At 46.5% G+C, this 16,951-nt stretch carries 18 protein-coding genes; 15 read left to right on the forward strand and 3 right to left on the reverse strand.

Going from position 1 to position 16,951, the window contains the following annotated elements:
- Positions 1–91 precede the first annotated feature (91 nt).
- The 3 genes from DRW41_RS03565 (at position 92) to glnA (ending at position 3,161) form a co-directional block, all read left to right on the forward strand.
- The gene (locus tag DRW41_RS03565) at positions 92–1,273 is read left to right on the forward strand and encodes an MFS transporter (protein WP_281272276.1); all 1,182 of its coding nucleotides are present in this window, start codon (positions 92–94) and stop codon (positions 1,271–1,273) included.
- Positions 1,274–1,394: 121 nt separating this feature from the next.
- Positions 1,395–1,796, forward strand: a complete 402-nt coding sequence (locus DRW41_RS03570; RefSeq protein WP_115450569.1) for a MerR family transcriptional regulator — start codon at positions 1,395–1,397, stop codon at positions 1,794–1,796.
- A gap of 30 nt (positions 1,797–1,826) precedes the next feature.
- A complete protein-coding gene (gene glnA, locus DRW41_RS03575; RefSeq protein ID WP_115450570.1) occupies positions 1,827–3,161 on the forward strand; it encodes a type I glutamate--ammonia ligase in 1,335 nt (444 codons plus the stop codon).
- Positions 3,162–3,555: 394 nt separating this feature from the next.
- Here the strand turns inward: glnA and DRW41_RS03580 are convergent, their stop codons facing one another.
- A complete protein-coding gene (locus DRW41_RS03580) occupies positions 3,556–3,780 on the reverse strand; it encodes a WGxxGxxG family protein (protein WP_115450571.1) in 225 nt (74 codons plus the stop codon).
- 1,082 nt (positions 3,781–4,862) lie between these two features.
- On the opposite strand from DRW41_RS03580, the gene DRW41_RS03585 reads away from it, so the two are divergent.
- Positions 4,863–5,087, forward strand: a complete 225-nt coding sequence (locus DRW41_RS03585) for a hypothetical protein (RefSeq protein ID WP_115450572.1) — start codon at positions 4,863–4,865, stop codon at positions 5,085–5,087.
- A 49-nt stretch (positions 5,088–5,136) separates the two neighbouring features.
- Here DRW41_RS03585 and lexA read toward each other — a convergent pair whose 3' ends face one another.
- On the reverse strand, positions 5,137–5,757 hold the full coding sequence (gene lexA, locus DRW41_RS03590) for a transcriptional repressor LexA (RefSeq protein WP_115450573.1): 621 nt from the start codon (positions 5,755–5,757) through the stop codon (positions 5,137–5,139).
- A 155-nt stretch (positions 5,758–5,912) separates the two neighbouring features.
- Here lexA and yneA point away from each other — a divergent pair, with 155 nt between their 5' ends.
- The 9 genes from yneA (at position 5,913) to DRW41_RS03635 (ending at position 15,103) form a co-directional block, all read left to right on the forward strand.
- Entirely contained in the window at positions 5,913–6,242 is a 330-nt protein-coding gene (yneA, locus tag DRW41_RS03595; protein WP_115450574.1) for a cell division suppressor protein YneA, read from the forward strand.
- Positions 6,243–6,259: 17 nt separating this feature from the next.
- Positions 6,260–6,916: a YneB family resolvase-like protein gene (locus DRW41_RS03600; protein ID WP_115450898.1), complete on the forward strand. Its 657-nt coding sequence runs from the start codon at positions 6,260–6,262 to the stop codon at positions 6,914–6,916.
- 54 nt (positions 6,917–6,970) lie between these two features.
- Complete coding sequence (locus DRW41_RS03605) at positions 6,971–7,204, forward strand: DUF896 domain-containing protein (protein ID WP_115450575.1); 234 nt, start codon at positions 6,971–6,973, stop codon at positions 7,202–7,204.
- Between the two features lie 186 nt (positions 7,205–7,390).
- On the forward strand, positions 7,391–9,397 hold the full coding sequence (gene tkt, locus DRW41_RS03610; RefSeq protein ID WP_115450576.1) for a transketolase: 2,007 nt from the start codon (positions 7,391–7,393) through the stop codon (positions 9,395–9,397).
- 297 nt (positions 9,398–9,694) lie between these two features.
- Positions 9,695–10,135: a sporulation inhibitor of replication protein SirA gene (gene sirA, locus DRW41_RS03615; protein WP_115450899.1), complete on the forward strand. Its 441-nt coding sequence runs from the start codon at positions 9,695–9,697 to the stop codon at positions 10,133–10,135.
- Between the two features lie 77 nt (positions 10,136–10,212).
- On the forward strand, positions 10,213–10,434 hold the full coding sequence (locus DRW41_RS03620; RefSeq protein WP_115450577.1) for a YneF family protein: 222 nt from the start codon (positions 10,213–10,215) through the stop codon (positions 10,432–10,434).
- Positions 10,435–10,634: 200 nt separating this feature from the next.
- A complete protein-coding gene (locus DRW41_RS03625) occupies positions 10,635–11,186 on the forward strand; it encodes a dihydrofolate reductase family protein (RefSeq protein ID WP_115450578.1) in 552 nt (183 codons plus the stop codon).
- 367 nt (positions 11,187–11,553) lie between these two features.
- Positions 11,554–13,305, forward strand: coding sequence for an ABC transporter transmembrane domain-containing protein (locus tag DRW41_RS03630; RefSeq protein WP_115450900.1), 1,752 nt, complete (start codon positions 11,554–11,556; stop codon positions 13,303–13,305).
- On the forward strand, positions 13,292–15,103 hold the full coding sequence (locus tag DRW41_RS03635; RefSeq protein ID WP_115450579.1) for an ABC transporter ATP-binding protein: 1,812 nt from the start codon (positions 13,292–13,294) through the stop codon (positions 15,101–15,103). Before DRW41_RS03630 ends, DRW41_RS03635 begins: the two co-directional genes overlap by 14 nt.
- A 54-nt stretch (positions 15,104–15,157) precedes the next feature.
- On the opposite strand, the gene DRW41_RS03640 is transcribed toward DRW41_RS03635, so the two are convergent.
- Positions 15,158–15,361 (reverse strand): aspartyl-phosphate phosphatase Spo0E family protein, encoded by a 204-nt coding sequence (locus DRW41_RS03640; protein ID WP_181884392.1) that lies wholly within the window; start codon positions 15,359–15,361, stop codon positions 15,158–15,160.
- A gap of 232 nt (positions 15,362–15,593) precedes the next feature.
- Here DRW41_RS03640 and DRW41_RS03645 point away from each other — a divergent pair, with 232 nt between their 5' ends.
- Both DRW41_RS03645 and DRW41_RS03650 read left to right on the forward strand, forming a co-directional pair.
- Positions 15,594–16,304, forward strand: coding sequence for a cytochrome c biogenesis CcdA family protein (locus DRW41_RS03645; RefSeq protein ID WP_115450580.1), 711 nt, complete (start codon positions 15,594–15,596; stop codon positions 16,302–16,304).
- A gap of 112 nt (positions 16,305–16,416) precedes the next feature.
- Entirely contained in the window at positions 16,417–16,899 is a 483-nt protein-coding gene (locus DRW41_RS03650) for a CcdC family protein (RefSeq protein ID WP_115450581.1), read from the forward strand.
- The last annotated feature ends 52 nt before the right edge of the window (positions 16,900–16,951 follow it).

Raw genomic sequence — 16,951 nt, forward strand, 5'->3', positions numbered from 1 at the left:
CCGGTTAGGTTTGGTCTGAGGTGCTTTTTTGTATTACTTTTACAAAGAAAAATTCCAAGTTTCTGTTAGATACATTTTACTATGGAATATTTTGTTTTGTCTTGGGCTAAGTGTGTATACAGTCCTTTTTAACCTTTATTTAAACGAAGTGTATTCAATTCGCACGATAGGCAGCCTGGTGGGGATAAGCTATCTCTTTTACGGCGCGTTTTCAATCGTTTCCGGCATGCTTTCTGACATGATTGGCCCGAGGCGTGTTTTGCTGCTGGGTATTATTATTTTATCAGGGGGAATATTTGGTAGTGTGTCTGCTCAATCGATGATGTCCCTGTACCTTTTTACTGTGGTGACCGGAGTGGGGCAGGCATTGACGAATGTGATGTTCGTTCCGCTTTTGACAGAGCATTCAAATTCGGAAGGGCGGGCGAAGCTTTTCAGTATCGCATACGGGACGGGAAATTTGTTCATGTTCCTTGGGACATTCAGGGCGGGCGCATCGGCAGACTTTTTTAAAAAATACTACTCTTTGCCGCCTGTGATCATCTTTAAGTTGGTGCTGTTTTCCGCCGCAGCAATCATTTTTATTAGCATAATTCCGCTTTTAGCTATTAAAAGAGAGAAAATAGGGAATAAGCCTAAAGGGACAGAAGCGACCGTGGGGCAAAAAAGGAAAGCAACCTCTCCGCATATGTGGATTTACGGTCTTGTGAAGCTATTCGAGGGTACCGGCGTAGGGCTTACCCTGCCTTTTATCAATTTATTCCTTTTGGCTCGCTTCGCCTTATCGGCCGGGACGATCAGTTTTATATTTTCATCAGCCACTCTCTTTACCGTAGTGATGATTTTTGTGAATCCGTTCATTACAAGGAGGGTAGGGGAGAACCGAATCATACTAATGTATCAGGCCGTAGCAATTCCGTGCCTTCTGGTTCTGGGTCTTTCAACGAATATGTGGATAACCGTCGCGGTCATCATCTGTTTCAGGGCCTTGTTCTATGCGATGATGCCAATCCAGTCAAAGATTTTGATGGAAAGAATCCCAGCGACGAGCAGGGGATTAACGAACAGCATTGGATTTATGGCCTCGACTGTCGGAATAGGCGCTGCTGGGTTTGCAAGCATGAGGATTGTTTCCCATCTAGGTGAAGGTATGGGCTATTTAAGTTTATGTATTCTTTCCGGAACTCTTATTTCGGTTTCGGTCGGAATCTTTTTTAAGATGTCCCGTCCGAAAAAGGAAAAGGAGAATAGCGTTCCAGCACTGGTTTCTTGAATTTTTTGAATGAGAAAAAATTATTTCGAAAAATCATGTGAGGAAACCTAACATGAACTTGACAGGTGAACTGACATTCAAATATAATTCAGTTTGTAAGTCACGATAAGGAGGAGAAATCATGGGGGGAAGCAAGATTCGCCGCTCCATGCCGCTGTTTCCAATTGGAATTGTGATGCAGTTAACTGATTTGACCGCTAGGCAAATCCGCTATTATGAAGAACATCAACTGATTTCTCCCGCGCGGACTGAAGGAAATAGGCGAATGTTCAGTTTGAACGATATTGACAGGCTCCTTGAAATTAAGGATCTGATTGACAAGGGAGTCAATATGGCTGGCATCAGGGAACTGTTCCTCGTCAACCAGGCGGAAGGGCAGCCTGAATCCGATAAGCAAAAGAAACCGAAAAAGGAATTAACGGAAGTTGAATTAAGGAAGATGCTTCGCAATGAATTGCTCCATGCCGGGCGGTTCAACCGTTCGACCTTAAGGCAAGGCGATATGTCCCGATTTTTCAATTAATCCGTTGCTATAATTAAAGGAGGAAACAACTTGGCAAGGTACACACGTGAAGACATCGAAAAAATGGCGAAAGAGGAAAATGTAAAATTTGTCCGTCTCCAATTCACGGACATACTCGGGACAATCAAAAACGTGGAAATCCCAATCTCCCAGCTTGGGAAGGCGCTTGACAATAAAATGATGTTCGACGGTTCCTCAATCGAGGGCTTCGTCCGGATTGAGGAATCCGATATGTATTTATTCCCTGATCCTGATACATGGGTCATTTTCCCGTGGACAGCCGAAAAAGGGAAGGTAGCACGCCTTATTTGCGACATCCATAACGCTGATGGAACGCCATTCGGCGGCGACCCGCGCAACAATTTGAAACGAATTCTTAAAGAAATGGAAGAACTCGGCTTCACGACCTTTAACATTGGGCCGGAACCGGAATTTTTCCTGTTCAAGCTTGACGAGAATGGCCAACCGACTCTTGAACTGAATGACAGCGGCGGCTATTTTGACCTCGCTCCTACCGATCTTGGCGAAAACTGCCGCCGTGATATCGTTCTTGAGCTTGAAGAAATGGGCTTTGAAATCGAAGCTTCCCACCATGAAACCGCGGCGGGCCAGCACGAAATCGATTTTAAATACGCGGATGCCATCACAGCATGCGATAATATCCAAACATTCAAACTCGTTGTTAAAACAATCGCCAGGAAGCATGGCCTGCATGCAACGTTCATGCCTAAGCCGTTGTTCGGCGTGAGCGGTTCCGGCATGCACTGCAACCTGTCCCTCTTCAAAGGGAACGAAAACGTGTTTTATGAAAAAGGCGCCAAGTTGGATCTGAGCGAAAATGCGTTCCATTTCATCGCTGGTATCCTGAAGCACTCAATAAACTTTACTGCAGTCACAAACCCGACTGTCAACTCTTATAAGCGTCTGGTCCCTGGCTATGAAGCGCCTTGTTATGTTGCATGGTCGGCGAAAAACAGGTCACCTCTTATCCGTATTCCTGCTTCACGCGGAATGAGCACACGAGTTGAGGTACGGAGCGTCGATCCTTCGGCCAATCCATACTTGGCAATGGCTGTCCTCTTGAAGGCCGGTCTTGACGGCATCAAGAACAAACTGACGCCGCCAGCGGCAGTTGACCGCAACATTTACGTGATGACGAAGGAAGAGCGAATCGAAGAAGGAATCGCAGACCTGCCTGCTACACTTGCACAGGCGCTTGATCTGTTGAAAACTGACGATGTAATCCTGTCAGCGCTGGGCGAGCATATCGTTGAACACTTCCTAGAAGCGAAGGAAATCGAATGGGATATGTTCCGTACCCAAGTACATCCTTGGGAACGCGAGCAGTATATGAGCACGTACTAATTGGTAAAACCCTCGAGGCTATTAGCTTCAAGGGTTTTCTTTTTTAGGGCAATTTTTCTTTTTCGTCTTGATTGTTATACTTCCCCGGAATATCCCCGGAATTTCCTGAACGAATCGATATTCCTCGTATTTACCTATGGATGCGAACTTCATCTTCTGTAACATGTGACTAAACACTTGTTAAGGCTAACCTTTTTAACAATGAACTAGATAGATTGTACACGGATATGTATGCAGTATACGAATTAGCCGCTAACGTAAAAATCCCGGGAGCTAAGGATGGGATCCAAAAACGCTCACGGGATATGTAAGACCATCACTAGAATAACAATACAAACCGTAAATGTTTATGTTTGTATAAAATCTTGTTCGAGGAGGGCTAATGGATTGTTGACTATCTATTATTCCTATCGTTCCTTCTCAATCCTAAAAGACCTGCTAGACCAATTAACCCGATCCATCCCCAATCATTATCATCATCACCGTTATTGTTGTCTTGTGCACTTTCAGTAGTTTTGAAAAGGTTTGTAATTGAATTTTGAGCAAATCCAGTGGAATTTCCCAAAATCATAATAGTAACTAAAAGGGCAAAAAATGAATACAGAATTTTTTTAAACATATTTGTTTCCTCCTTTCGTAATTGCCTTTATTGTTTGTTATCAAAGGAGAAATTATTCAGCAAAAATTTATATAAAATCCCGTGCGAAGGAGTTGAGGACTCTGCTCGAAGGGAGGCGGTATTTCAGTAAAAGAGATTTTTTTGCAGTATCCATTCCAAGATATTGCCCGAAACTGGATTTAAATTACCCTAACTCAAAAAAGATTTATTTCCTAAGCCGCAAATTCATGTAATGAATGGAAACCGATTTTCAGCTTTATAGAACTGGCTGCTATTTTTCAAGGATGAAGCTAGGGAGTATGTATTAGGCCTTTAATTAAAACAATAATTCCACGTCAGTGACTATTTTAAAAATGTGACAAAATAGTGAATTTTCATTATGACTATCCGGCAAAGGATGGTATATAATAGAGGTAATACAACAGCAAATAGCCGCCAAGGGGGTGGGCGGCCATTTTGGGGTATATACAGCATTTTTCAATGCGGTTAAGCGGGCACAGCTGGCAGGCGGTTGCGAAAACTGCCAGCTGGTCTGGTGTGTTTCTTCGCATAGCTGTCTCTGAGATGCAGGTTCTTGTTGCCTCTTGATGCAGATGGCGGTGTTTGTCTCTTATGCTGCGATTCGTTGGTGTTTCTAAGCTGAAACCCTGTGTATCTTGATGAAGATTCTTTGCAGTTTCTAGGCTGAATTTGTGTGTGTCTTGTTGACAATTCTTAGCAGTTTCTTAGCTGAAATCGTATGTCTCATGCTGCTAATTCTTTGGTGCTTCTAAGCTGAAATTGTCTGTATCTGGATGCCGTTCGTGGGTGCATCTTGGTGAACTCCCCGTCGATTCCGGATGAGAGATTGATTACCTGATGCATCAAGGCTGCCATTTCTTGCTGAGATCTAGGTGTAAAAGTGATGTTTGTCTAAGCAATCTCATGGTGACTTGTTTTTTGTGAAGATTGCTGTTGGTGTCTTTCTGTACTTTTAAAATAACAGATTCCAGGTTAAAAATGTTGGTATGTTGTTTATGTTCACAAAGCTGTAAAAACAAAGTGACAAACTTTTGAATTTCCGAAACTAGGGGGGTATCAGCATGATTAGAATGGCGATCGCGGGTGCGGCTGGGTTCGTATTGGTTTTTATTGAATCCTATCTTGTGATGATTCTAAAGGGGTATACAACAATCGAGTTTGGTGGCATCAGCCCATTTGTCAGTGTTTGGGCAATGAATTTCTTCCTTGTTTTCTCAATCCTTACCCATGCGAAGCTCTGGTATGATGAGCGTGCCCAGGAAAGGGAAGCACAGACAGAGCAATAAACATAATAGAAGCAAAGAAAAAACAGGCTAACCAAAATAGCCTGTTTTTTTAATGGATGCTCCTGTAAACGCCGATTACCTTTCCCAAAATGGAAACTTCCCGAAGGATGATTGGTTCCATTGCAGGGTTTTCCGGCTGGAGGCGGATATAATCTTTTTCTTTATAAAACCTCTTACACGTGGCTTCGTCCTCTTCTGTCATCGCGACGACAATATCCCCGTTATTGGCGGTCTTTTGCTGCTTTACAATGACATAGTCCCCATCCAGGATGCCCGCCTCGATCATACTTTCCCCCATGATTTCAAGCATGAAAACCTGCTCGTCCGATGGGACCATCGTTTCGGGAAGAGGGAAGTACTCCTCGACATTCTCGACAGCTGTGATTGGCTGGCCGGCGGTAACGCGCCCGACGACGGGAACATTGACGACCCTGACCTTCGGAATGTAAGCTTCATCGGCCTCGAGAATTTCAATCGCCCTGGGCTTTGTTGGGTCCCTTCTTATCAGGCCCTTCAATTCCAGCCGTTCAAGGTGGCCATGTACTGTCGAGCTTGAGGCAAGCCCGACTGCTTCTCCGATTTCACGGACGGACGGCGGATAGCCCTTTCTTTTTACTTCACCTTTAATGAAATCCAGGATTTCCTGCTGCCTCTTAGATATTTTAGCCATAAATGGATACACCTCTTCTGGGAATGTTACCTTATTATAGCATGGCCTGGACAAATATACAAACATAAGTTCGAGTTTCGTGTTGACATCAAACAAATGTTCGGCTTATAATTAAATCAAATAAACCGAACATACATTCCTAAGGGGTGCGTCCAATGAAAAAGTTTTTGAAAAACAATTCTTACGCCGTTTTATTCATTTTGTTCAGCTGCCTGTGCGCGGGCCTGGTTTCGTATTTGAGTGAACCAGCCAACGAAAATACATATATGACCATAACAGTTAAAGAAGGCGATTCCCTTTGGGCTGTCGCCGGGGAACTTGCCGAACGCCATTCGATGGACCGTTCTGATATTATAAACTGGGTAAAGAAAAACAATGGGCTAGCGAGCGACACAATTTATCCGGGGGATAAAATCATCGTCCCTGTAAAAAAGCTAACCATTAGCGGGGGCCAGCAGCTCGCCAGCGCCGGAGGGGATGAGTAAGTATGGGGAACAAGGGCATCCGGGCAGCGATTTATTGCCGAGTCAGCACAGATAAGGAAGCCCAGGAAACTTCACTCGCGAGGCAGGAAGAGGAACTGCTCGCCCTTGCAAAAAGACGGCGATTCGAGACGGCTGTGGTTTACCGGGAACAGGCAAGCGGCTACTCCCTTGAAAGGGAGGGGCTACTTGAATTGCTCGCACTTATAAAGGAAGGGGAAATCGATGCTGTTCTTATCCAGGACGAAACAAGGCTTGGCAGGGGGAACGCGAAGATAGCCATCCTCCATGTTTTATCAAAGAATGGCATCAAGTTATACAGCGTCGCGCATGATGGTGAACTCGAACTGTCTGAATCGGATTCAATGATCCTGAATATTGTCGTTATGGTCGAGGAATATCAGCGAAAACTTCACAACATTAAGATAAAGCGTGGAATGAAAAGGGCTGTTGAAAAAGGATATAAGCCTCAGCAAAATCTCAAGAACCTTAACGAAAGCCCGGGCCGTGAAAGGATCGAGGTCCCTGTAAATGAAATCATCCGCCTGAAAGCCAACGGCCTTACCTTCTCCGAAATCGCCGCGACACTCAGGGGGTTCGGATACGATGTTTCAAAAGCGACTGTCCACCGAAGGTACAGGGAAGCGATGGATTCAGAAAAGACCTCATCCTTGTAAAGGACTGTATTTTTTAGTATCATGCATGGTAGTCTAACCGAAAGAGGGAGTACCATGCTATCTAAAGAAAAAATGGCCCGGATTAATGAATTGGCCAGGAAATCGAAGTCGGTCGGATTGACAGATGCAGAAGCCAAAGAGCAAACCTCGCTGCGGAAGGAATACCTGCAGGTTTTCCGCTCTTCCATGCTGGATACATTGACCAACACGACCATTATCGACCCGGAGGGGAACGATGTCACTCCGGAAAAAATCAAAGCAAGAAAAAATAACAGGCATCTCCACTAAAATGGGATGCCTGTTTGCTTTTTTTATCCTAAAATATCCTTATTTCAGCGCTTATTTAAGCATTTTTTCCAGCTGAAAAATAATTTTTATATGGTAGCGCCTTCATACAGGGCGATTTGTTGAATAATTCACATGAGAGCTTTAATATTAAGAAGGTAGGAAACTGATGACGAAAGGATGTTATATATGTTTGATAAAATTGATGATTTGTCCGTTACCTCAATCAGGACGCTGTCAATCGATGCAATCGAAAAGGCCAACTCCGGGCATCCGGGAATGCCGATGGGCGCCGCACCTATGGCCTATACGCTATGGACCCGTTTCATGAACCATAACCCCAAAAATCCGAACTGGTTTAATCGTGACCGTTTCGTACTTTCCGCGGGCCATGGCTCCATGCTGCTTTACAGCCTGCTCCACCTTTCTGGGTACAATGTGACAATGGACGATATTAAACAATTCCGCCAGTGGGGCTCCAAAACACCTGGACACCCTGAATACGGCCACACTGAAGGCGTAGAAGCGACAACCGGCCCTCTTGGACAGGGTATCGCGATGGCGGTTGGTATGGCAATGGCAGAGCGCCATTTGGCTGCGACATACAATAAGGATAACTACGAGCTCGTAAACCACTTTACATACAGCATCTGTGGAGATGGTGATTTGATGGAAGGCGTTTCTGCGGAAGCAGCTTCACTTGCCGGCCATCTGAAACTCGGACGGCTTGTCGTGCTTTACGACTCCAACGACATCTCTTTAGATGGCGAACTTCACCAGTCTTTCTCTGAAAGCGTTAAAGACCGTTTCCTTGCTTACGGCTGGCAATACATCCGTGTGGAAGACGGAAACGACCTCAATGAGGTTGCGAAGGCGCTCGAAGAAGCGAGAAGCGATCTTGATCGCCCAACAATGATCGAGGTAAAAACAATCATCGGATACGGCTCCCCGAACCTTTCCGGAAAGTCCGATGTCCATGGCGCTCCGCTAGGAATGGATGAACTGAAGCTGACAAAAGAAGCGTATAAATGGACATTTGAAGAAGATTTCCATGTGCCGGACGAAGTTTATTCCCACTTCCGCAACATGATCGAGGAAAACGGCGAGAAAAAAGAAGCGGAATGGAACAGCCAGTTCGAGAAATACAAAAAAGATTATCCTGAGCTTGGCAGCCAGCTGGAACAAGCTCTTAAAGGCGAGCTTCCAGAAGGATGGGACAAGGACCTTCCTGTATACAGTGAAGGAAAAAGCCTTGCGAGCAGGGCGTCATCAGGAGAAGCGATTAATGCAATCGCCAAAAACCTGCCGACTTTCTTCGGCGGATCCGCTGACCTTGCAGGTTCAAACAAAACGTTGATTAAAAATGCGGGTGACTTCCTGCCGAATTCCTACGAAGGCCGCAACATTTGGTTCGGCGTAAGGGAATTCGCGATGGGCGCGGCGCTTAATGGTATGGCACTGCACGGCGGCTTAAAGGTATTCGCTGGAACATTCTTTGTGTTTTCCGATTATCTCCGCCCGGCAATCAGGCTTGCTGCTTTGATGGGGCTTCCAGTAACGTACGTGTTCACGCATGACAGCATCGCGGTCGGCGAGGACGGCCCTACCCACGAGCCAGTTGAACAACTTGCGGCTCTAAGGGCGATGCCGAACCTTTCCGTCGTCCGTCCGGCTGATGGAAATGAGACAACCGCAGCTTGGAAGCTCGCTATTGAATCAAGAGACATCCCAACCGCCCTTGTCCTGACAAGGCAAAACCTGCCGACCATCAAAGGTACGGATGAAAATGCTTATGAAGGCGTTAAGAAAGGTGCCTATGTGGTATCTCCTTCCTCGAAGGAAACTCCGGACGCTCTTCTCCTTGCTTCAGGCTCCGAGGTTGGTCTTGCTGTGAAAGCTCAGGAAGAACTCGCCAAGGAAGGCATTGAAGTATCGGTAGTAAGCATGCCGTCATGGGATCGATTTGAAAAGCAATCAAAGGAATACAAGGAATCGGTTATTCCGAAGTCGGTTAAGAAGCGCCTTGGAATCGAAATGGGCGCATCCCTTGGCTGGCACCGCTACACTGGCGACGAAGGCGAAGTACTCGCAATCGATACATTCGGTGCATCGGCTCCAGGTGAACTGGTCATGAAAGAATATGGATTCAGTGTTGAGAATGTTGTTTCCAAGGTAAAAGACCTTCTTGGAAAATAATAGAGTTACTTCGAAGGCCGGGCAGAAATTTGCCCGGCCTTTTACATAAGAATCGTTTTGTAAATTCTTTGTTAAGGAGTATCCCTCTAACCCGTGACAGCCCGGCCTTAAAATAGTATAATGAAAGACAAGGCAAAATTTCACAATAATCGAAATAATAAGCTCTGTCCAGGTTATTTTTGAAAAAGTGATTGCAAAAGGGGATACCGACAAACCAGCCACCGTAAATGATCAAGATTCGCTTTTCCTCCGTTACAAGGTAAAAGGAGAATGGAATTGAAGCAGGGAGAGAATGGAATGAGAAAGTACCAGCTCTATTTAATTGAAGACGAGTTTGCCTCCCATTACTTCGGAAGAGAGCGCATATTTTTTCATTTATTTAAGGAAAATAGGCAGGCTGTCGGTGAACTGAAGCAAATAACAGACAAGCAAATCAGCTATATCACAAAACCGCTGCCCGTGCTGCGGATTCATCAGCTGCTCCACAAGAAGCTGGAGAAGTCGAATAGCCTCAAAGCGGAAAATGGCCTTTATACAATTGAACTGAACAATCGGACAAGCATGGCTGACCTCTCGGTGAAGGAAAACTTTATCGTAATCGAGGCGGAAGGCGGATACGAGGCGGAAACGGCATTCTTTGAAGTCCTCCGTAAATGCGAAGCTTCGTTTCTGGCGATTGATTTGGAAAATGATAAATATGGGTGGCTGAAACCAATTAAGGAAAGAAAATTTGTCTAAAGCCCACGAACTATTGTATAATTACGCTTGGTAAATTACACTGTATTAGCAGGACAACATGAAGGAGGAAATATGGTATGGTGAGTACTGGTTATGTAATCCTTATTGCCGTTCTGGCCCTTGTAGCCGGCGTCGCAATCGGATTTTTTATAACACGCAAGTACATGATGGATTATCTAAAGAAAAACCCGCCAATCAACGAACAAATGCTGAAAGTTATGATGATGCAAATGGGCATGAAACCGTCCCAGAAGAAAATCAACCAAATGATGGCAGCAATGAACAAGCAAACAAAATAACACTCAAAAGCGCTCATTTCAGAATGGGCGCTTTTTTATTTCAGGATAAGAGTTTTCTTTGGCCACGAGGTTGGTAGTTGCAACTCTACTTGACCTGGTTCCGTTGGAATTCAATCAGGCCCGGACTGTGAGCATTAGCAATCCATGAGAAACCGAGCCTGCTTTTGGATGATAAAATGCAGAGATAAGGAGGCTTAGATATGGGACGTATTATCCTGATGATGAATGTGACACTGGACGGTTGCTGTGACCACACGCAGGTGATTGCGGATGAGGAGCTACACCAGTATACAGCGGATTTGATTGACCAGTCCGATGGTATGCTTTTTGGACGTGAAATCTACCAGTTGATGGAGGGTTTCTGGCCAGCCATAGCCAGAAGCGGGGACGGACCGCAATTCATGGTCGACTTCGCACGCAAGCTCGATCGGAAACCCAAGTACGTATTCTCGCGGACGCTGGATCACGTGTCGTGGCAGAACTCTTTCTTGTTGAAAGGGCCAGTTTCCGAGGAGGTGCCGAAGCTTAAGACAGAAGGGAAGAACCTGGTCGTTAACGGAGGTCCCGGCCTCGGTTCCACCCTCGCACAACTAGGCTTGGTGGATGAGTACCACTTCCTTGTACAGCCAATCGTTGCCGGACGAGGCCCCAAATTGTTAGGTGGAGTAAGTGATCGACTGAATCTCAAGCTGACCGGGACCAAATCCTTCGGCTCAGGCGTCGTCCTGCTCCGCTACACGCCTATTCGTTGACGGTTTGGCTAATTAAGGGGAATCGCACGGCAAGACGAAGACGAAAAAAAACATGATGTAGCCGGCAAACAGTTGCCGGCTGCTTCGTTTCTCTCATGAAGAGCACCTCTGGTAGTTATTGCTACCACAGAACAATTTTCCTCCGCTAAGCCGCCTTTGGGACAAAAACACCCTGGTCTTATATAAAAAAATTCCCTGCCAAATCCCCCCCAGAAACCGCCTTTTGCCATCCGAACAAGGATTAACAATCTTCCTTATTTTTAAAAAATTTGGTAAAATGGTAATTCCGATGATTGGGTAATGTGGCTGAAATTGGTGTCAATTTTATCCGGAACCGGATAAAGAGAGAGAAAGAGTGGTGTGGCTTATGAGAATATTTGCTGAATTAAAATGGTTTTTTTGGCAAGAGAGAAAGGCATACATAACCGGAATCATTTTGCTTTTATTTGTGGCATTCCTTCAATTGATCCCGCCGAAAGTAATCGGAATCGTCGCTGACCAGATCAAGGCCGGTTCCATGACTACGGCGACCCTAATTAAATGGGTACTCGTTTTGCTCGGGGCGGGTCTTTCGATGTACATCCTCCGCTATTTTTGGAGGATCATGATATTCGGCTCAGCTGTAAAACTGACGCGGAATCTCAGGAACAACCTTTACGAGCATTTCACCAAGATGTCGCCGAACTTTTACCAGAACAGGCGTGTAGGCGACCTGATGGCGCACGCGACAAACGACCTTTCCGCCATCCAGCAGACCGCCGGTGCCGGAGTGTTGACGCTGGTCGATTCCCTGGCGACAGGGGGATTTGTCATCTTGGCGATGGCGTTTACAATCAGCTGGAAATTGACACTGATTGCGCTCATCCCGATGCCGTTCATGGCGATGCTGACGAGCTGGTTTGGGACGATGCTGCACCGCTCCTTCCACAAGGCGCAGGAAGCATTTTCATCGCTCAATGACAAAACGCAGGAGAGCATTACCGGGATTAAGGTCATCAAAACGTTCGGCCAGGAAGAAGAGGACATCGAGGATTTCCGCAATCAGTCGGAGGATGTCGTCCAGAAAAATATGGTCGTCGCGAAGATTGACTCGCTATATGACCCGACCATTTCGATCATTGCGGGCATTTCGTTTTTCCTTTCGATCGGGTTCGGGGCAAGGGAAGTGCTGAATGACAACCTGACGATTGGCCAGCTGATTTCCTTCACGACGTATCTTGGCCTGCTCATTTGGCCGATGCTCGCATTCGGATGGCTGTTCAATATCGTCGAACGGGGCCGGGCTTCCTATGATCGTGTTTCGCTGCTGTTGCGCCAGCAAGTCGATATCAAGGATAAAGAAAACGCAATCGACGAGGTTCCTGCCGGGAGCATCGAATTTGCGATTGATGAATTTACATTCCCGGGTGAAAACGCGCCTCTTTTAAAAAATATCAATTTCGATATCGGAAAAGGGCAAACGCTTGGAATTGTCGGGAAAACAGGTGCTGGAAAAACAACGCTGCTAAAGCTGTTAATCAGGGAGTATGACGTAGAAAAAGGGGAAATCCTCTTTGGCGGACATAACATCTCCGACTACAAGCTAGAGAAATTGAGGCAGGCCATCGGCTATGTGCCGCAGGACCACTTCCTGTTTTCTGCGACAGTCGGGGAGAACATCGCGTTCGCGAAGGCGGATGCGACTGAGAAAGAAATTATCGGTGCCACGAAGCTTGCGAACATCCATGACGATATCCTTGGATTCACCGAAGGCTATGTAACAGTTGTCGGGGAACGCGGGGTATCGCTATCAGGAGGGCAAAAGCAGCGGATTTCGATCGCTCGGGCGCTTCTCATGAATCCGGAAGTTTTGATTCTCGACGACTCGCTTTCCGCTGTTGACGCGAAGACGGAAAAGGCAATCCTGTCGGCCCTGAAGCAGGAGAGGGAAGGGAAGACAACAATCATTACTTCCCACAGGCTGAGCGCCATCCAGCACGCGAATCTTATCCTTGTCGTCGAGGACGGCGGGATCGCCGAGCGGGGTACACACGAAGAGCTGATGGAAGAAGGCGGCTGGTACAGGGAAATGTATTTGCGCCAGCAGCTTGAAGAGCTCGTTGAGCATGGGGGGCATTAAGGTGGACACACAATTGACTGAAAAGGACCAAAGGAAAATCCTCTTTAGGCTCCTGACCTATACAAAACCGCATAAAAAACTGATTATCCTGGCCTTCACGCTCCTCCTGCTGACTACGCTTGGGGACATCGCCGGGCCTTATCTTGTAAAAATATTCATTGATGACTATTTGACGCCGGGCAACATGGCTGTGAAGCCGATGCTTATGCTCGGGTCGATCTATATGGGCATCCAGATCGTGAAAGTGTTCCTGCTGTTCTTCCAGCTTGTGAAGTTCCAGGAAATCGCGTTGAAAATCATCCAGCAGCTCCGGATAGAGGTTTTTTCAAAGGTCCAGGCGCTCGGGATGAGGTATTTTGACAAAACGCCTGCCGGGAGCATCGTATCAAGGGTGACCAACGATACCGAGGCGATCAAGGATATGTTCGTGACCGTGCTTGCGACATTTATCCAGAGCGGGGTTTTCCTGCTCGGAATCTATGTGGCGATGTTCTTCCTGAACGTGAAGCTTGCATTGTTCTGTACAATTCTGCTGCCGGTAATCCTCGGCGTCATGACGATGTACAGGAAATTCAGCTCCCGTTTTTACATGGACATGCGCGAGCGCCTGAGCCAGTTGAATGCAAAACTCGCCGAATCGCTCGGCGGCATGCAGATCATCCAGGTTTTCAGGCAGGAAAGGCGCCTTCGGAAGGAATTCGGAGACATTAACGAAAAGCATTTCCAGGCTGGGATGAAGAACATTAAGCTGGACGGCCTGCTTTTAAGGCCAGCTATCGACCTGATCTACATCATGGCGCTAATCATGGTCTTGAGCTACTTCGGCATTACCTCCATGGAGACTTCCGTGGAAATCGGGGTTCTGTATGCGTTCATCAGTTACCTCGACCGCTTTTTCGAGCCAGTCAACCAGATGATGATGAGGCTTTCCCTGTACCAGCAGGCGATTGTCGCCGGTTCAAGGGTCTTCAGGCTCCTTGACGAAAGCGAACACGCGCCAGCCCAGGAAAGCAAACCAGGGCTTGAAATCGAAGAAGGGAAAATTGAAATCCGCAACTTAAGCTTCTCCTATGACGGAAAAACGGATGTGCTAAAGAACATCTCGTTCACCGCCAATCCAGGGGAAACGGTCGCGCTTGTCGGCCATACCGGGAGCGGAAAAAGCTCGATCATCAACCTCTTGATGCGGTTCTATGAGTATGACAGGGGAGACATCCTCATTGACGGAAAGTCCACCCGCGACTATTCAAAGGATGAATTGCGGAAGAAGATGGGGCTTGTCCTACAGGATCCATTCCTGTTTTATGGCACGGTAAAAGACAACATCCGCCTCCACAACCACGATATGCCTGAGGAAAAAGTCATCGAGGCGTCGAGGTTCGTCCAGGCGCATACGTTCATTGAAAAGCTTGACGATAAGTATGACCACAAAGTCGTCGAGCGGGGCTCCTCTTTCTCGAGTGGGCAGAGGCAGTTGATCGCGTTTGCGAGGACGATCGCGACCGATCCGAAAATCCTTGTCCTGGACGAGGCGACGGCGAATATTGATACGGAAACGGAAGAAGCGATCCAGACGGCGCTGGAAAAGATGAGGGAAGGGCGGACGACGATTGCGATCGCGCACCGGCTTTCCACCATCCAGGACGCCAACCTGATCCTTGTCCTCCACCAGGGAGAAATTGTCGAACGCGGCACCCATCAGGAACTGCTTGCGCAAAAGGGCTTGTACCACAAGATGTACCTCTTGCAAAACGGACTCGTTGAGCGGATGGAGGATGCGGTCAGGCAGGGTTCATAACGAAGCAATTATTTCAATAAAATTAAAACAGCCTGGCAATTTGCCAGGCTGTTTCTATGAATGGGTCGGAATTTTTTTTAAAAAGTCTTTGTCATACTGATTCAGAAGTTGATCCAATTCCTGGCTGTGGCGTATAGCAAGTGTGGAACTCAAGCCGTTTGTGCAAGCGACTTGGATCAATTCCGCCCTCTTTTGCTCGATCAGGGAGAGCAAGTCCTGTTTCAACACGGCTGTAATTCCTTTCTGGAGTTTCTCCATTTATATAGGCGTCTTAATCAGACAAATTATAACAAATTTATTAATCTCGACTTAGTATAACTCATTATGGTAATAAATTCAAAAGATTTATGTAAAAAAATATCCATTACTTTTCCAGTGTGAAAATAAGGAAAAAACCGGGCCACGACACAAAACGTTCAATCAGAATTATATCCTTTTTACCATACGGTTTGATAGAATGGAAGCAACAACATGTTTAGGAGTTGGATCGATGGCTACCGACGTTAACTTATTCCTTGCGCTCGGCGCGGGCTTCATGAGCTTCATTTCGCCCTGCTGCCTGCCATTGTACCCGGCATTCCTTTCCTATATTACTGGAATGTCCGTGAGCGAGCTGAAAAGCGAAAACGGGATGATGCAAAGGCGCAGCATCATTCATACAATCTTTTTCCTAATTGGATTTTCGTCCATCTTCATCATGATGGGCTTTGCGACATCGTTTATTGGGGAGTTTTTGTTCCAGAACCAGGAACTCATCCGCCGCATCGGCGCGATTTTCATGATCCTCTTCGGGCTGATGATTGTCGGTGTGTTCAAACCGGAATTTTTGATGAAAGACAGGAAGTTCCAATTTAAAAACAGGCCTTCAGGCTTTGCGGGATCCATCCTGATTGGGATGGCGTTCGCAGCGGGATGGACGCCATGTACAGGCCCAATCCTCGGCGCTGTCCTTTCAATGGCAGCATCGAATCCAAGTTCGAGCATGCCGCTCATGATCGCATATGTACTTGGGTTTGCGATTCCGTTCTTCATCCTATCATTCTTCATCGGCCGAATGGGCTGGATCAAGCGCAATTCTCTGAAAATCATGAAAATCGGCGGCTATGTCATGATCGTGATGGGAATCATGCTGTTCTTTGACTGGCTGACTCAAATCATTATCGTGCTTACTGAAATGTTTGGCGGCTTTACGGGGTTCTAAGGCAATGTTTTTAAAAAGAAAACCCGCTTACCTTTCGTTTGGCGGGCGTGTAATCCCATCGAATTTGTAGTATAATCATAATGTTAATCTTACAAGAATGGGATGAAACCTCATGAATCTAGTTCTCGCTTCTTCAATCGGGGCGGTTTGCATGGCAACAGCCGCGATGTTCGTCCGGATGAAGGCTGCCAAAAAGCCCGCTTCCATCAAAAAAATTATCCTGCCCCCAGTATTCATGAGCAGTGGGGCGCTTATGTATATCGTACCGCAATTCAGGCTGACTCCACTCGAAATCGCCGAAGCGGTCATCGTCGGAATGCTGTTTTCAATCCTTTTGATCAAAACCTCGGCGTTCGAAATCAAAGGGGACGAAATCTATCTAAAGCGTTCCAAAGCGTTTTTCTTTATCCTTGTCGGCCTTTTGCTAGTGAGGATTGTAATGAAGGCAATCTTGAGTACCACGATCGATTATGGGGAAGTATCAGGGATGTTCTTCCTGCTGGCATTCTCGATGATAGTCCCGTGGCGAATTGCCATGTACAGGGATTTCAAGAAACTCCAAACCAAATTGATGAATAACAAACAGCTGGCTTAAATGTGCCGGCTGTTTTTTATTGGAAAATAGAAAAAGCCGCGCAAAATGGCGG

Origin of the sequence: Neobacillus piezotolerans (genome assembly GCF_003362805.1) — a bacterium.
Lineage (GTDB): Bacteria > Bacillota > Bacilli > Bacillales > Cytobacillaceae > Bacillus_D > Bacillus_D piezotolerans.

Excerpts from the sequence above, each read along its gene's own strand:
- DRW41_RS03640 (WP_181884392.1), bottom strand. The coding sequence starts at position 15,361 with ATGGAGAAACTCCAGAAAGGAATTACAGCCGTGTTGAAACAGGACTTG.
- DRW41_RS03580 (WP_115450571.1), bottom strand. The coding sequence starts at position 3,780 with ATGTTTAAAAAAATTCTGTATTCATTTTTTGCCCTTTTAGTTACTATT.
- tkt (WP_115450576.1), top strand. The coding sequence starts at position 7,391 with ATGTTTGATAAAATTGATGATTTGTCCGTTACCTCAATCAGGACGCTG.
- sirA (WP_115450899.1), top strand. The coding sequence starts at position 9,695 with ATGAGAAAGTACCAGCTCTATTTAATTGAAGACGAGTTTGCCTCCCAT.
- DRW41_RS03605 (WP_115450575.1), top strand. The coding sequence starts at position 6,971 with ATGCTATCTAAAGAAAAAATGGCCCGGATTAATGAATTGGCCAGGAAA.
- DRW41_RS03650 (WP_115450581.1), top strand. The coding sequence starts at position 16,417 with ATGAATCTAGTTCTCGCTTCTTCAATCGGGGCGGTTTGCATGGCAACA.
- yneA (WP_115450574.1), top strand. The coding sequence starts at position 5,913 with ATGAAAAAGTTTTTGAAAAACAATTCTTACGCCGTTTTATTCATTTTG.
- DRW41_RS03645 (WP_115450580.1), top strand. The coding sequence starts at position 15,594 with ATGGCTACCGACGTTAACTTATTCCTTGCGCTCGGCGCGGGCTTCATG.
- lexA (WP_115450573.1), bottom strand. The coding sequence starts at position 5,757 with ATGGCTAAAATATCTAAGAGGCAGCAGGAAATCCTGGATTTCATTAAA.
- DRW41_RS03625 (WP_115450578.1), top strand. The coding sequence starts at position 10,635 with ATGGGACGTATTATCCTGATGATGAATGTGACACTGGACGGTTGCTGT.
- DRW41_RS03570 (WP_115450569.1), top strand. The coding sequence starts at position 1,395 with ATGGGGGGAAGCAAGATTCGCCGCTCCATGCCGCTGTTTCCAATTGGA.
- DRW41_RS03630 (WP_115450900.1), top strand. The coding sequence starts at position 11,554 with ATGAGAATATTTGCTGAATTAAAATGGTTTTTTTGGCAAGAGAGAAAG.
- DRW41_RS03620 (WP_115450577.1), top strand. The coding sequence starts at position 10,213 with ATGGTGAGTACTGGTTATGTAATCCTTATTGCCGTTCTGGCCCTTGTA.
- DRW41_RS03635 (WP_115450579.1), top strand. The coding sequence starts at position 13,292 with ATGGGGGGCATTAAGGTGGACACACAATTGACTGAAAAGGACCAAAGG.
- DRW41_RS03585 (WP_115450572.1), top strand. The coding sequence starts at position 4,863 with ATGATTAGAATGGCGATCGCGGGTGCGGCTGGGTTCGTATTGGTTTTT.